This is a genomic window from Cellvibrio sp., from assembly GCF_046347455.1.
Classification (GTDB): Bacteria; Pseudomonadota; Gammaproteobacteria; order Pseudomonadales; family Cellvibrionaceae; genus Cellvibrio.
The window spans coordinates 85,575-98,413 of sequence record NZ_JAXMGC010000004.1; the positions used below are offsets into that span (position 1 = coordinate 85,575).

Sequence of the window (12,839 nt, forward strand, 5' to 3'; positions counted from 1 at the left end):
ATTTTATGGACTCACATTTACAAGAAAAAGCTGAACACCTGTTAGAAAATGGCGATGTAGAAGAGCTATACCAACTTATTGAACCTTACATTAACGCGCGAGATCCTTACGCACTTTTCCTGTATTCGAGTTTTAGCCTGGAAAGTCTGAACGAAAGCGACGATGAATTTGAAAAGCGTAGCGTGGAATTATTAAAAGCAGCTTCCGAAGGCGGACTCGCAGAAGCGTCTTACCGCTTGGGTGTGCTCTATTTATACAGCGATTTACCTGAAAATGAAGACGCGCAATCCTCTGTATATTTTGAGCGTGCAATTGCGCAAGGGCATTCCCATTCAAAATTTACTTATGGTTTTAATTTGTATTACAGCGTTAGCCAAACCAAGCAAGATAAAAATCGCGGATTAAGGTTAATGAAGGATGCAGCTGATGAAGGTGTTGCCTTAGCAGCAGAAGAATTGAAAATTATTTATGGCGGAGCGAATTGAAACGCTCCTATTTTTTCAAACGTCTGATTTGATATAACTCGCATATTTTTCATCAAGTAAATCCATTATTAATCTAACGGATTCTTCTATGGAGATCTTGCCCGTATCAATTTGCAGCCATGGATTGGCCGGTTCTTGATAGGGTTCATCCAAGCCTACAAAATTCTTCAGCTCACCAGACATCGCCTTTTTATATATGCCTTTTACATCTCTCTCGGCGCAAATATCGAAAGAGCACTTGCAGTAAATTTCAAGAAATCTATCGGCTCCGACAATGTCTCGCGCAAGAGATCTCTGGCTTTCCATTGGAGACATAAATGCTGCAAGACTTATCACGCCGGAATCGAGAAACAATTTGCATACTTCTGCCGCACGTCGAATATTCTCTGTTCTTTCGCTAAGGGAAAACCCCAAATCCTTACACAGGCCTTCACGAAGCCTATCGCCATCAATTAATACAGTTGCTAATCCACGAGAACGCAATTTTTCGTGAATCGCTTTTGACAAAGTAGACTTCCCTGCGCCTGAGAGGCCTGTAAACCATAATACGTGCGCTTTTTGCATGACAAGACCTTATTAGCAAACTCAATAACGAATAATGGAAAAATGCCTGATGTTAATCAACCTGATTTTTGTATCTATGAGGTAAATTTAACAGAACTATAGGCATCAATAATTTGCCGCACATCTAATTGGCTATTCAACTGCACCCTATTGTAGTGCGCGAGCGTCTTGAGCAAATAGGCGGATATCATTTTTTCATCGGCCGCATTTTTCGCTTGCCAGATTGATTCACCTGTTGCACTTACCTTCAAACTTGAATTCTTTAAATTGGAAACCAGCAAAATTTCGTAGTAACGATTTTTATCCGCAATTAGCACTTCACTTTTCAATCGCAAATCCAGCGCGATAAGTTGCTGGCGTAAAGTGTATTGATGAAGTGTGGGGCACAACAAAAAGTCGATTTCGGTTGTTGGGTTTTTCGTGAGGATGTTCTTAACAAATTCGCTGATTAGATTTCCACCGACGCCTGCGATGATTATTAAATGCTTGCCGCCTAATTCTTGCGGTTGCAAGTTGGAAATATCTTCACAGTAAACGTGCCATTGCGAATGATTTTGCGAAGCATTTTCGCGCGGAAAAAAGCGCTTAAGTTTTTGTTCAAGCTGCTGCATAAGCTCTGAAACAATATCCACAAAATGAACATTGGGCGCTGCGCATTCCGCGAGCAGGGCGGCACCCAACAAACCGTGGTCGCAACAGCAATCCCAAATATGGTCGTACCCGGAATCAACCATGGATTTGAGCTGTTCAAGTCGTTTCCCAAGCCTCAAGAATCCGTCTCCAATACAAAACCCCCATTCTATCGTTTAGATAGCCCAACAAATACTTAAGTTTAAACTTGACTATTTGCCTCTACGAGATTAGATTGATACTGAAGTTAATAATTCACTATTGCAGAACCCGTGGAGGACAGCATGAATATTCAGTTCGACAGCTTTGAAATAGTTGAGGAGTTCAATTGCTCCGTACAAAAACTTTTTAACGCCTTTACAGACCCGGTCATAAAACGCGAATGGTTTGCTGACGGCGCTCATAGTGTCACGCACGATACTGACCACTATTCTTTAGATGCTCAGGTCGGTGGCAAAGAAATTTTTGAATTCACGCTTAACGATAAGACACCAGTACCCGGTTTAAAAATCCGCATGGAAAGTGAATGCCTTGCTCGAATGGATGAGCAACTTTTGGTTTTTCAATCACGCATGTCTGTTCACAATAATTACGTTTCGGCCACCAATGAGACATTTGAGTTTTACGAACGTAACGGCAAAGCCGTGGTAAAACTCACGCAACAGGGCACTTATCTTGAAGGTTCGGACGGGCCACAAATGCGCAAAAATGGCTTCGCACAATTGTTTGGTCATTTACGCAATTACATAGGTGGTTAACAAGTGGCTAATCTAGACACTACATCAACTCCACAACCCGAAATTGAAGCCCTGTTTTTTGCGTTGGGTGAAAAGCAGCGGCGAACTATTTTTTTTAGTCTGATGGACGGTGACAAAAGCGTTAAACAACTAGCGGAGCCCTTAAATATTACGCTTACTGGATTAGGGCAGCACATTAAAATTTTGGAAGCTGCAAAATTGGTGCGCACCGAAAAAGTAGGACGCGAACGTATTTGTTCAGTCAACCCCGAAGGGCTCGCCACCATGGAAAATTTTGCAAAGTTGCATAGAAACTTATGGAGTTCTCGTTTCAGTACATTGCGAAAACTTGTGGAATCACATTAAAAAAATGCCACGAACTTTCGTGGCATTTTTGTTTACAAGATTAATTATTTAAACAAACGCGGCGCAAAATCATTGAGGTTGCGGCGCCAGGTTTGCCATTCGTGATCGGTTCCTTGCGATTCCACTAACACATGCTTGATTCCAGCGTCGTTTAATCCGTTATGCAATCCATGAATGCCTTTGCGCATATTTTCAGGTTCTGCAGTACCAATCCCTAACCACAGTAAATGTACTTTTTTCGCGAAGGCATCGGGATCTGCAAATGCGCCAGAGAAATCGGTTTTGGGATCAAATTTTCCACCACTCAAAAAGCCGCCCGCTCCACTGAATCCACCGATGTATGAAAACAATGGCAAATTTTTGGTAGTAACGTAATAAGTTTGCATACCTCCCATTGAAAGACCTGCCATAGCGCGGTTATCACGATCGGTGAGCGTTCTGTATTCTTTATCGATATACGGAATCAATACTTGCGTGATTTCTTCGTTAAAAACTTCCATGCGCTTTTCAAAGGCTTTCACCCATTCTGGCGAACCGCGCTCCACTTTGCTCAAATCAGGTTCAACTTGATTCGGGCGAGTAGGGTAACCATTTGCCATAACAATAATCATCGGCTTGGCTTTTCCTTCGGCAATTAAATTGTCCATAATAAAATTGGCATTGCCTTGTCTTATCCAACCCGTCTCATCTTCACCGCCACCGTGTTGTAAATAAAGAACGGGAAAGCGCTTTTTAATTTGCTTTTCATATTGTGGTGGCAAATAAACCATTGCATGGCGCCAACCGCTCGTTACTTTAGAGAAATACCAAATGTCGCGCACCTGGCCGGCAGGCACATCTTTTTTCAAATAATAATCAGAACCTGGCTCGGGAATTTCCACCGCGCTAACGTAACGACTGCCACCAAAAAAGGCTTTGCTGTTTGGGTCACTTGCGCCTACACCGTCAATCATGAGCGTGTAGTAATGCAAACCGGGTACCTGAGCAGGTGTAGTGACCTCCCAAACGCCATCAGCATTTTTGGTCATGTCCATTTTGGGGCCACTCCAAAAATTCACACCTACTTTTACAGCATCAGGCGCTTTTATTTGCAACTTAACACGACCTTCGCTATTGACCTGTGGATATTTGGCACCCATTACGTTCGTTGTCGCAGGCACAAAATCATTTACGTCTGCGAACACAGGCGCGGTAATCAAACACGACAACAAAAACAATCGAATAGCCATTGTGAAATGATTCATTTCGTTTTCCTCGTTAATTGTTTTATTTTCAGCGAAGCTGAGTCACTATTGTTTTTTCGGTTCGCTGGTGCGTATCCACATTCTATTATGTAAATGTTGTCGTCGGTTTGTTAAACGGTGGATGATCGCATAACACTTGCTGTGGCGCTTAAGCCAGAAGAGTGCCTGAGTATACTAACCACAAATGTCCGATAAATGTTGAAGAAATTGTTAAGATAAGAAATAGATATGAGCCGCATACCGCGCGCCTTATACTGGGTATCACTTTTCTCTATTGAGCATTTACATGAGCACCGATTACAACGACATAAATACCTTTATTTTTGATATGGATGGAACTCTGCTGAACGAGCACCATGAGCTTTCCGCCAATACACTTACCACGCTCAAAGAATTAGGTACACGAAAGGCGAATTTGATTATCGCCACCGGCCGCCACATCAACGATATCCGCTGTTATATAGATCAACTCGGTGGAGACATTGCCGCCATCACCTGCAATGGAGCAAATATGCACAACGCAAAGGGGGAGTTGATTGCATCACAAACCTTGCCCCTCGACGCCAATGAAGTGCTTATCAGTTTGGGCAACCAATTTCAGGTATATACAAACCTTTACACGAATAGTGAATGGTTAGTGTGCCGGCCTTGCGAACAAATGCTTAAAGCACATTTGCGATCGAAATTCTTTTACCGCGAAACCACCCAACAGGAAATGCGCACTAGCCCTGCATTAAAAATTATGTTTTATGGTGAACACCGTGAACTCCTCGCTTTGCGCGAACAGATTCCAGCGCACATAGTCGAGAGTTTGAACGTGACCTTTTCGGATGATAATTATTTGGAAATCATGCAGAAAAATATTTCAAAGGGTGATGCATTAAAGCTGCTGCTTGCTAAAACGGGTGTTCCCTTGCATCAAACAATGGCGTTTGGCGATAGCATGAACGACATGGAATTGTTTAAAACCGTAGCGCACCCGATTTTGATGCAAAACGCTGTTAAAAATCTTGCTGCGCTTTTTCCAAATGCCCAACGTACAAAGGCAAACACAGACGATGGCGTAGCGCATTTTATCAACGAGCACATTTTGAAACACTAACCAATACAATGAACATTCTACTGCCACCTGCCACGCTGTTATTTTGGGTTAGCTTATGTACCACGCTATTGGTACTCGCTGCTGCCTGTTGGCGCGCTGCCTGGCCGCAGCTACTGGCGGTACAAATACGACAACATGCATTATTTGCGGCGGTCATAGGCTTAGCGATTTTGTGGTTAATGCAAGCTCACGTGCAAGGCATTATGGCTTTTCACATCATGTTAATGACGGTAACGACCATGGTGTTCGGGTGGGGGCTTGCGGTGCTGATTGGCGCTACTGCATTGATCGTACTGAAGATTTTGCAAATAAGTTTACACAGCACGACTATGGGTCTAGACGTTGCACTCGCAAACATTAATCTCAGCACAGTTCCCGTCGATTTTTGTTTAAGCGTTGCTGTGCCTGTGGGTTGGACCTGTTGTGTGATTTGGTTTGTTAATCGCTGGAAATTTAAAAATCCGTTTACCTATTTTTTGGGCGTTGGTTTTTTCGGTGCGATTGCAAGCTGTATCCTCACAGATATTAGCGCTTATTTGTTATTCACAATAACCGGGGATGAAATTTATTTTGAGGTTATCCAGGAATATTTTTTCCCTTTCTTACTAATGGCTTTTCCGGAAGGTTTTGTCAATGGAACTATTGCCACCGCGCTCACCGTGTTTTACCCGGATTTGGTAAAAACTTATCGCGATGATTGGTTTTTAAAAGGTTAGCCTTGTGGAGTTTCGGACAACATCTACTTTGTATATAAAGTAAATGCTGTCCGCTCCAGAACACAGGATTTTATTTAAGTGTTTTACGCGGTTCAATCACGCGGAACTCGCCACTCAAATGCATCATGTTGAAAATATACAACATGCCATCGAAATAGCGCTGTTCACCCACAGGCATAGGCGTGTTCCAAAACTCTTGTAAAAACGCGTCAGAAATTTCACCGGGTGTTGCAGCCAAGCCGCCCGCTGCAGCCGCAGCCAACATGCCCACTGAATGGCGATCTGATGCAGGTTTTCCATCCAGCGTGTATTTATCCGCGAAAGTACTTAAACCTTGTTTGAACAAAAATTTTTGGTAGCGATCGCTCAATTGCGTTTGGCGCGGGTCTTTTCTAAACCAGCTGTAATCCACCGCCATGTTGCTGATAGTTCTCCAACTGTCGTAGGCATAAATACTTGGCTTGCCATCCCAACCCATTGAAGGTGTACCGTCATAATCGGTGCGGTCTGGTGATAGGCCCGTTTCGGGATGCGCTGCTTTGTGGAATAAATCGCGGCTTGCCGCTGCAGCGCGCGCCCAAAATGCGCGCTCTTCTTTGGGTGCCCAACGCGCCCACAATTCATAAAAGGCTGGCAAATGATAAGAAGGATCTGTGCCGGGTAAATTGGTTTCTGGCACAAAACGAACCATTGCGTGTTCTTCATCAACCATTGGGCCAACGCTTACTTGGCGTGGCTTATTGCTGCGCTTGAAGGGCGGCCATGGCTTACCTTCTTTCGCAGCTTTTGCTTGTTCTGTGCGATTGTTTGGGCTCGGCCAACCAGTTTCAGGTTCAACCGGAATAGGATCATTTGCATGCACGCGGAAAGGCGTAGTGCCGGTTAAAACTCCGTGGTGACGCATGCCACGCAAAATTGTGTCCGCTTCTTGTTGATAGTTGTAAATGCCTTTGCCATTGCCCCAACGGTTCGCTGCAAAATACAAAGCCATGGCGTAATACATTTCACCATCGGGCGCTGCGCTGGTTGAACGCGGAGTTCCATCGGTATTCATTGACCACGCAAAATACCCACGCGATGGATTCGCAGGATCTGTGTTCAGCATGTAAGTTTTTGACCAGTTCCAAATTGCATCGAACTCGCGCTTTTTACCTAATTGCACAGCGATCATCATGCCGTAACTCATGCCTTCGCTGCGCGCATCATTATTTGCCCAATCGGTAATGTAAGCGAGCGGCCCATTTTCGTTAGCGCCCGTTTCAAAATAAACGCGCTCTTCTTGACCATCGCCGTGAAAAAATTTCTGAAACGCTTGTTCAATACGCGCGCGTGTCTCCTCTGGCGTTTTATGCAAACGCTCAACAAACAAGTTGGGATATTGGCCGGATTTATAAGCACCAGCGCCGTCATCCAAGGTTAATGCTGCTGCGGTTTTGCTTACACTGCTAGCGGGTTCAGCCGCAAATGCAGGTGTTACGAAAGCAACGCTGGTGGCGATTGCCATTAGGGCGACAAGGGATTTGAGTTTCATGTCATTTTCTCTGTGGTGTACGAGTGGCAAGTGTTTTGTATTTTTTGTGATGTCTATTAAGGCGTTAACCAAAACAATATTCACGTCTTTTTACATAGGATTACATGGCAACCGATTACATGAACCGTGAGTTGCGCAAGACGTGAAGCGAATCTAAGCAGGCAAACTAAAAACCCAACTCTCGGCAAAGCAATTGAATTTAAGTAAAGGCAGGAGTTACAACTTAGTCAAATTGAAAGGCAAAAGCAACTTCGGTCTAAATCAACCAAAGCTGCCTTCACTAACACTTATTTCATATTCTTTTTCTCAAAACTCCAACCAGGCATTTTGGTGATGTCTGGTGTTTCGCCGGTAAACAGCTTGCTCGCTTTTTTATCGCCTTTTAATTTCCAGCTGAACCATGCAGTAGCCACTTTCGCAAAATCACCGCCATGAGGTTTTGCGTAGGTACCACCGTGGCCAACATCCAAGTTGCCAACAAATACGGGAACATGGTTCAAATGCGCAACGTCATCCATACCGTTTTTGTAAGCGATATCAGATGGGCCACCCAAAAGGTAAAGTGTAGGCGTGTGAATTTTGGTGAGATGGGTTTTATCCAACTGCGGCATATTGGGCATAGCGTTGCCACGCATGGCTTCAATAAAAATTCCGCTGTTAGCAACCAGTAAAGTTTTTACGCGTGGATCTGGCGCAATTTCCAAAGCTTGCAAACCACCACAGGACATACCGGCAATACCAATATTTTTGGTATCAATTTTTTTGTAGTAAGCGCTTTGCTTATCGCTGTTTTGCGCAATCGCCCAATCCATTGCATCTTTTAATTTTGTTGCAACAGAGCGGCCTTTATTTTGCTCACCGGTCTCTTTGGGCATGGTGCCAATAGCAACTACCATAAATCCGTGCGACGCAATTTCATTGAGGAAGTTTACGTGCTCAAAAGGTGAATCAAAACAAGCACCGTTACCCCACACAATTAAAGGCAAGGCTTTTTTGCCTTTAAAGCCATCAATATCTTTTGGCCTGAAAATGGTGTGTGTTGGTAAGGAGGCATCCGTAATCATCACCGCGGAATATTTTCCAGTACCGCCATCTTCAACAACACGAGAAGCCACTTCTTGCGCAAACGATGGCACTGCAGCTGCCATCACCCACAGTAATAATGCAGAGGTTATTTTTTTCATATGTTTAATCCTATTGTTAAACGCGGTCATTATTTACGAACAGATTTGATCAGCTGCATCAATTCTCTGTCTTGGTTGTGAACAATTTTTGGCTCTTTATCAAAAATCATAGTTTCGCCATTCTCGGCGGTATAAGGTTTCCATGCTGGCAAAGATTTATCGTTAGGGTTGCCGGTTCTTGCAAAATTAATCCACGCCGAACTCATTTTCTCTGCAAGATTTTTCGCATCGTCGCTAGTACCTGTCCAATGTTTGCCGAGTTCAATATTTTTAAACGCCAAGGGAATATCCAAGCCGTGGAAGGAGCCTTTAGAGCTGTTATCGACATCGCTTTTCCACGTTAATAAATAGTTGTACACGGGTGCTTTGGTTTTAGCGGAGCGTGCATCCGCCGTAATAATTGTGTTGGGGCGGAAGAGCGTGTCTATAGAAACCAAATCTTGCGGTGTTGCGTTTGGATAAGTTTTTTCAAAGAGTTTTAGGTAAGTCTCGGTTTTGTCGCCGTAGATTTTTTCCAAACGTTTTTTGGCCTCATCCATGGTGAGATTTTTTTCGCCGTAAGCAACTTTTACCAACTCATTTAATGTAGTGCCCATCAAAATAGGAATGTCTTTAGAAATATCCGCAAAATCTGGCGTAAAAGGTTGTTGTAATAAATTAACGCCATCCGGAACGGGCGCAAACCCAACCATGGTGGTTGAACCGGGTGTTCGCAAACCAACGGTTCTTTCTAAGGCTTTATTACCAGCTTCCACTAATCTTTTGTAAGGAATATTGTTGATCTCGCTGACGTTATCTTTATTCAAACCAAGTTCTTCGACTAAAGCTTTACCCACTTGCAAAGATTTTTCTTTGGTCATTACATTCAAGAGTGTGCCGCTTTGAATAATGGCTTTGTGAAATAAGCCTTGCGCTGCAGGCATAGACAACAAAGTACCGACTTTACCGCCACCGCCAGATTCACCGAGAATGGTTACGTTTTTGGGATCGCCACCAAAGTTGCGAATGTTTTTATTCACCCATTGCAAAGCCGCAACCACATCTAACATGCCCACGTTGGCAGAACTCGCGTATTGGTCGCCATAAGCCGACAAATCCAAAAAGCCCATAATGTTTAAACGGTGATTTACCGAGACCAAAACAACATCGCCTTTTTGCGCGAGCATTTTTCCATCGGTAATCGGATCATCACTCGCGCCCACGCCGAAGCCACCGCCGTGCAACCAAAACATCACCGGCCTTTTTTTGCCATCGTTGATGCCACGGGTCCACACGTTCACGGTAAATAATTTTTGTTCGTTCATCGCCGTTTCTGGCGACCAAGCATTCACCTGCATTGCGATTGGGCCGAACTTGGTATGTTCATGCACACCTTCCCACGAATCAGGCGCTTGCGGCGGCATGAATCGATTCGCCTTCGCGTAAGGAACGCCTTTGAAACTGAAAACACCGTCTTCAAAGCTGCCCGAAATTGAACCGTAATTGGTTTTTACGATGGGTTCTTTTTGATGCTGATTACCCGTGGGACTACAGGCTGTAAGCCATAAACCGGTGAGGACACTCGCGATAAAAAGAGAATAAGTGCTCAAGCGCGTAAGGTTTTTCATAGGAACCTACTTTTATTGTTAAGAAGCGTTGTGTTTAACCTTTTGTTTTTTGTGGTGTTGCGCACGCGCAGCAAAGCAGGGATTTATGCACCGCGTGTTTACTAATGAAAATGGAGTTTATTGTTGTAGATGTGCAAAAGTTATTTAGCTGATTGTAATACAAATGAATGTTGAATCTACAACATTTGCACAATGTTTAAACATTCGTAGAGATGAATTGCGGGTCGTTAATATTAACTAAGCCGAAACCATTTTTTGGCTGATGCTAGTGATAATAAATTCTGCAGGCCGAACTATGGCGACGCCAATTTGAATACGCATCATGCCATTTAGAATATCGTCTGCTGTCATGGTGTTGCCCAAACCAACGCTGACGAAAAATGCATGCTCTGGTTTAGCCCCTTGAAATGCGCCTTGCCGCCAAAGATTGGTTAAGAAATTTTCGATCGTGGCGCGAACTTTCACCCAGGTGTTTGCATCGTTGGGTTCAAATACATAAGCCTGTAAGCTCTGCTTTATCGATTGCTCAATAAACGTAATGGTTCTGCGCACGGGCACATAGCGCCATTCGTTATCGTTACCCGCCAAGGTGCGAGAGCCCCAAATTAAAATTCCTTTTCCAGCAAATGAGCGAATCACGTTAATAGATTTACCCGCGCTGGAATCTACATTTAATGAATCTTGTTGTTGGTCTGTAAGCTGAATGGGTAAACCCACTACGTTATTTAGGCTTACATTGGCAGGCGCTTTCCACACGCCGCGCGAGTCATCTACAGATTTATACACACCTGCAATAGCACCGCACGCTGGCAAAATATTTGCGGATTTCAGCGTTAAATCAAAAATCGTTTTGTATAAAGGGCTAACCGCTAAAAGCGCCGCTTGTTGTTGGCTATTGCTTAAAGGATTGGCAGGAGGATTTTGAATAGCCAGCAAGACTTGAGACGCAGGCGAATTAGGTGAGGGCGCGAGTAGCGATTGCAGTTTTGTAATATCGCCACCAAAGAAATTTGTAAAATCCAACTCACCGGATTGCATGATATTGGTACATACAAAGGGATAATAACAAGCGCCATATTTCAAACTGTTTACGCCAACACTATCGCGGAAAGTTTGAATATCGGTTGAGTAACCAAACGAATCAGGTTTATCGCCGCCGATTACATCAAAAACGCAAAACGCCGTTTGCATAGCTTCCGCTTGTTGCAACATGGCTTGCATGAGCGATTTATTATTTGCCACTGATAACAAAGTTGCATCGGGGCAAACATATATCGTGGGTTCCTGTTCTTTCTTTAACGCCGCCAAACCTTTTTTCAAATGGGTAAGTTTTACATTGGGGTTCACAATTTGCTTTGTAGGGCCCGCAAGCGATTTCTTTTTTACAGGACCATATTTCCCAACAGACACAATATAAGCCGCGCCCACGCCGTTTTGGTAAAACAAACGCACGCTGTTATACAAATAATAGATGGTGCTTGGGTCAGGCAGAATCGCGTAAGTCGCGCCCGCAATATCCAAACAATTAGGTGCGGTACTTTTTTTAGATTGCGGCTCTACATAATAATTTGGGCTGTATTGCTTCGCAGAGTCTACTGCTTGCGCAGGTGTAGGCAATAAAAAGATTTGTTCAAATTCTAGCAACGAATTAATGCGCTGCGGCTTAAAGTAAACCGACTTACCCAAATGCTCCGCCTTGGGCGTGTAACCAATAAACGCTGGAATCGCCGTGGGCACAGGCACTACCGAATTTGGGAATTTGGGAATTTCTTCTATATAAACACCGGGGGCTGTGTAACTAGGCATAGGGTTCCCTCTTGGTTGATTGCGATTAAATACCTTTTTATGAAGCAAACCACTAATGACACTAGCCTAAGTCTACTCTGAACTGATTTGCTTTGGTGCTAGTTAAAATAACCATCCCACTGCGGTGCCAACTCGGTCAGGCTTTTCCCGCGTCATCTTGATGCAATTGCATCAAGCCAATCAAGCGCGCGACCACGCCCGCCAAATACAACAAGCCTACAAACATTTCGACGCTTGCCACTGCACGCGCGTGCGGAGTTAGCGGTATAACGTCGCCAATACCGGTACTGGAGAGCAACGCAAAGCTCAAATAATTAAGCTCAGTCCAGGTACGCATTTCTTGCGGATTAACGGCAGCAGCAAAAGTGCCCGGCTCCAAAAATTGAATCAACATAAACAAATGCGTAAAACCCCACGCCAACAAAGTAAATGTCGCACCCGCGGCAAACAGCTCGTCGGTAGTAGCGCGCTGGTCTTCCATCATGTACGCAATCAAACTAGCGGCAGCGTAGAAATAAAAAATCGCCTCAAGCCCCGCACTCCACGGCAGTAGTTGATTCATAGAAAAAAATGTTTGCAGCATCAAAAGCACAATGATCGCCGTTGCCAAGCTGCCACTAATCCAAATTAAACCCGGTGTGCGCCGCACCATCAATGTAGTCAGCGTTAACACAGTTACACCAAAAGCATTAAACGCTACCAACCCCGCATGGGTTCCCTCAAGAAAAGGGTAGAGCAACATCCCCGCCAACTGAACCACCAATAGAATTGCTGATGGATGCCGCGTGGTGAGATGCAAAATAGGAAAATGTGCCATAAATAAAAAGTGCCGAGTAAATGTTGAAAGTGCTAGTTTTGGTTGTGAAT

At 44.1% G+C, this 12,839-nt stretch carries 13 protein-coding genes; 5 read left to right on the forward strand and 8 right to left on the reverse strand.

The window, feature by feature from the left end; translation table 11 throughout:
• The first annotated feature begins 5 nt into the window (after window positions 1–5).
• Complete coding sequence (locus tag U1F02_RS08835; protein WP_409990018.1) at window positions 6–485, forward strand: tetratricopeptide repeat protein; 480 nt, start codon at window positions 6–8, stop codon at window positions 483–485.
• A 15-nt stretch (window positions 486–500) separates the two neighbouring features.
• On the opposite strand, the gene cysC is transcribed toward U1F02_RS08835, so the two are convergent.
• Both cysC and U1F02_RS08845 read right to left on the reverse strand, forming a co-directional pair.
• Window positions 501–1,049, reverse strand: coding sequence for an adenylyl-sulfate kinase (cysC, locus tag U1F02_RS08840; protein ID WP_409990019.1), 549 nt, complete (start codon window positions 1,047–1,049; stop codon window positions 501–503).
• A 74-nt stretch (window positions 1,050–1,123) separates the two neighbouring features.
• Window positions 1,124–1,819, reverse strand: a complete 696-nt coding sequence (locus U1F02_RS08845) for a tRNA (adenine(22)-N(1))-methyltransferase (RefSeq protein WP_409990020.1) — start codon at window positions 1,817–1,819, stop codon at window positions 1,124–1,126.
• A 144-nt stretch (window positions 1,820–1,963) separates the two neighbouring features.
• On the opposite strand from U1F02_RS08845, the gene U1F02_RS08850 reads away from it, so the two are divergent.
• Entirely contained in the window at window positions 1,964–2,437 is a 474-nt protein-coding gene (locus U1F02_RS08850) for an SRPBCC domain-containing protein (protein WP_409990021.1), read from the forward strand.
• Between the two features lie 3 nt (window positions 2,438–2,440).
• Window positions 2,441–2,782, forward strand: a complete 342-nt coding sequence (locus U1F02_RS08855; protein WP_409990022.1) for an ArsR/SmtB family transcription factor — start codon at window positions 2,441–2,443, stop codon at window positions 2,780–2,782.
• Between the two features lie 44 nt (window positions 2,783–2,826).
• Here the strand turns inward: U1F02_RS08855 and U1F02_RS08860 are convergent, their stop codons facing one another.
• Entirely contained in the window at window positions 2,827–4,026 is a 1,200-nt protein-coding gene (locus U1F02_RS08860) for an alpha/beta hydrolase-fold protein (RefSeq protein ID WP_409990023.1), read from the reverse strand.
• A 286-nt stretch (window positions 4,027–4,312) separates the two neighbouring features.
• Here U1F02_RS08860 and U1F02_RS08865 point away from each other — a divergent pair, with 286 nt between their 5' ends.
• Complete coding sequence (locus U1F02_RS08865) at window positions 4,313–5,128, forward strand: Cof-type HAD-IIB family hydrolase (protein ID WP_409990024.1); 816 nt, start codon at window positions 4,313–4,315, stop codon at window positions 5,126–5,128.
• A gap of 8 nt (window positions 5,129–5,136) precedes the next feature.
• The gene (locus tag U1F02_RS08870) at window positions 5,137–5,844 is read left to right on the forward strand and encodes a hypothetical protein (protein WP_409990025.1); all 708 of its coding nucleotides are present in this window, start codon (window positions 5,137–5,139) and stop codon (window positions 5,842–5,844) included.
• 70 nt (window positions 5,845–5,914) lie between these two features.
• Here the strand turns inward: U1F02_RS08870 and U1F02_RS08875 are convergent, their stop codons facing one another.
• The 5 genes from U1F02_RS08875 to U1F02_RS08895 all read right to left on the reverse strand — a co-directional run bounded on the left by U1F02_RS08875 (window position 5,915) and on the right by U1F02_RS08895 (window position 12,789).
• Window positions 5,915–7,375, reverse strand: coding sequence for a glycosyl hydrolase family 8 (locus U1F02_RS08875; RefSeq protein ID WP_409990026.1), 1,461 nt, complete (start codon window positions 7,373–7,375; stop codon window positions 5,915–5,917).
• 287 nt (window positions 7,376–7,662) lie between these two features.
• Window positions 7,663–8,559 (reverse strand): dienelactone hydrolase family protein, encoded by an 897-nt coding sequence (locus tag U1F02_RS08880; protein WP_409990027.1) that lies wholly within the window; start codon window positions 8,557–8,559, stop codon window positions 7,663–7,665.
• 29 nt (window positions 8,560–8,588) lie between these two features.
• Complete coding sequence (locus U1F02_RS08885) at window positions 8,589–10,166, reverse strand: carboxylesterase/lipase family protein (protein WP_409990028.1); 1,578 nt, start codon at window positions 10,164–10,166, stop codon at window positions 8,589–8,591.
• Window positions 10,167–10,403: 237 nt separating this feature from the next.
• Window positions 10,404–11,972, reverse strand: a complete 1,569-nt coding sequence (locus U1F02_RS08890) for a phage tail sheath family protein (RefSeq protein WP_409990029.1) — start codon at window positions 11,970–11,972, stop codon at window positions 10,404–10,406.
• Window positions 11,973–12,108: 136 nt separating this feature from the next.
• Window positions 12,109–12,789 carry an ion channel gene (locus tag U1F02_RS08895; RefSeq protein WP_409990030.1) on the reverse strand — a complete coding sequence of 227 codons (681 nt, stop codon included), beginning with the start codon at window positions 12,787–12,789 and terminating at the stop codon, window positions 12,109–12,111.
• Window positions 12,790–12,839: the final 50 nt, after the last annotated feature.

What these genes read in the sequence shown, in the direction of transcription:
- cysC (WP_409990019.1), bottom strand. Translation starts at nt 1,049, where the DNA reads ATGCAAAAAGCGCACGTATTATGGTTTACAGGCCTCTCAGGCGCAGGG.
- U1F02_RS08875 (WP_409990026.1), bottom strand. Translation starts at nt 7,375, where the DNA reads ATGAAACTCAAATCCCTTGTCGCCCTAATGGCAATCGCCACCAGCGTT.
- U1F02_RS08885 (WP_409990028.1), bottom strand. Translation starts at nt 10,166, where the DNA reads ATGAAAAACCTTACGCGCTTGAGCACTTATTCTCTTTTTATCGCGAGT.
- U1F02_RS08860 (WP_409990023.1), bottom strand. Translation starts at nt 4,026, where the DNA reads ATGAATCATTTCACAATGGCTATTCGATTGTTTTTGTTGTCGTGTTTG.
- U1F02_RS08880 (WP_409990027.1), bottom strand. Translation starts at nt 8,559, where the DNA reads ATGAAAAAAATAACCTCTGCATTATTACTGTGGGTGATGGCAGCTGCA.
- U1F02_RS08870 (WP_409990025.1), top strand. Translation starts at nt 5,137, where the DNA reads ATGAACATTCTACTGCCACCTGCCACGCTGTTATTTTGGGTTAGCTTA.
- U1F02_RS08895 (WP_409990030.1), bottom strand. Translation starts at nt 12,789, where the DNA reads ATGGCACATTTTCCTATTTTGCATCTCACCACGCGGCATCCATCAGCA.
- U1F02_RS08835 (WP_409990018.1), top strand. Translation starts at nt 6, where the DNA reads ATGGACTCACATTTACAAGAAAAAGCTGAACACCTGTTAGAAAATGGC.
- U1F02_RS08850 (WP_409990021.1), top strand. Translation starts at nt 1,964, where the DNA reads ATGAATATTCAGTTCGACAGCTTTGAAATAGTTGAGGAGTTCAATTGC.
- U1F02_RS08865 (WP_409990024.1), top strand. Translation starts at nt 4,313, where the DNA reads ATGAGCACCGATTACAACGACATAAATACCTTTATTTTTGATATGGAT.
- U1F02_RS08890 (WP_409990029.1), bottom strand. Translation starts at nt 11,972, where the DNA reads ATGCCTAGTTACACAGCCCCCGGTGTTTATATAGAAGAAATTCCCAAA.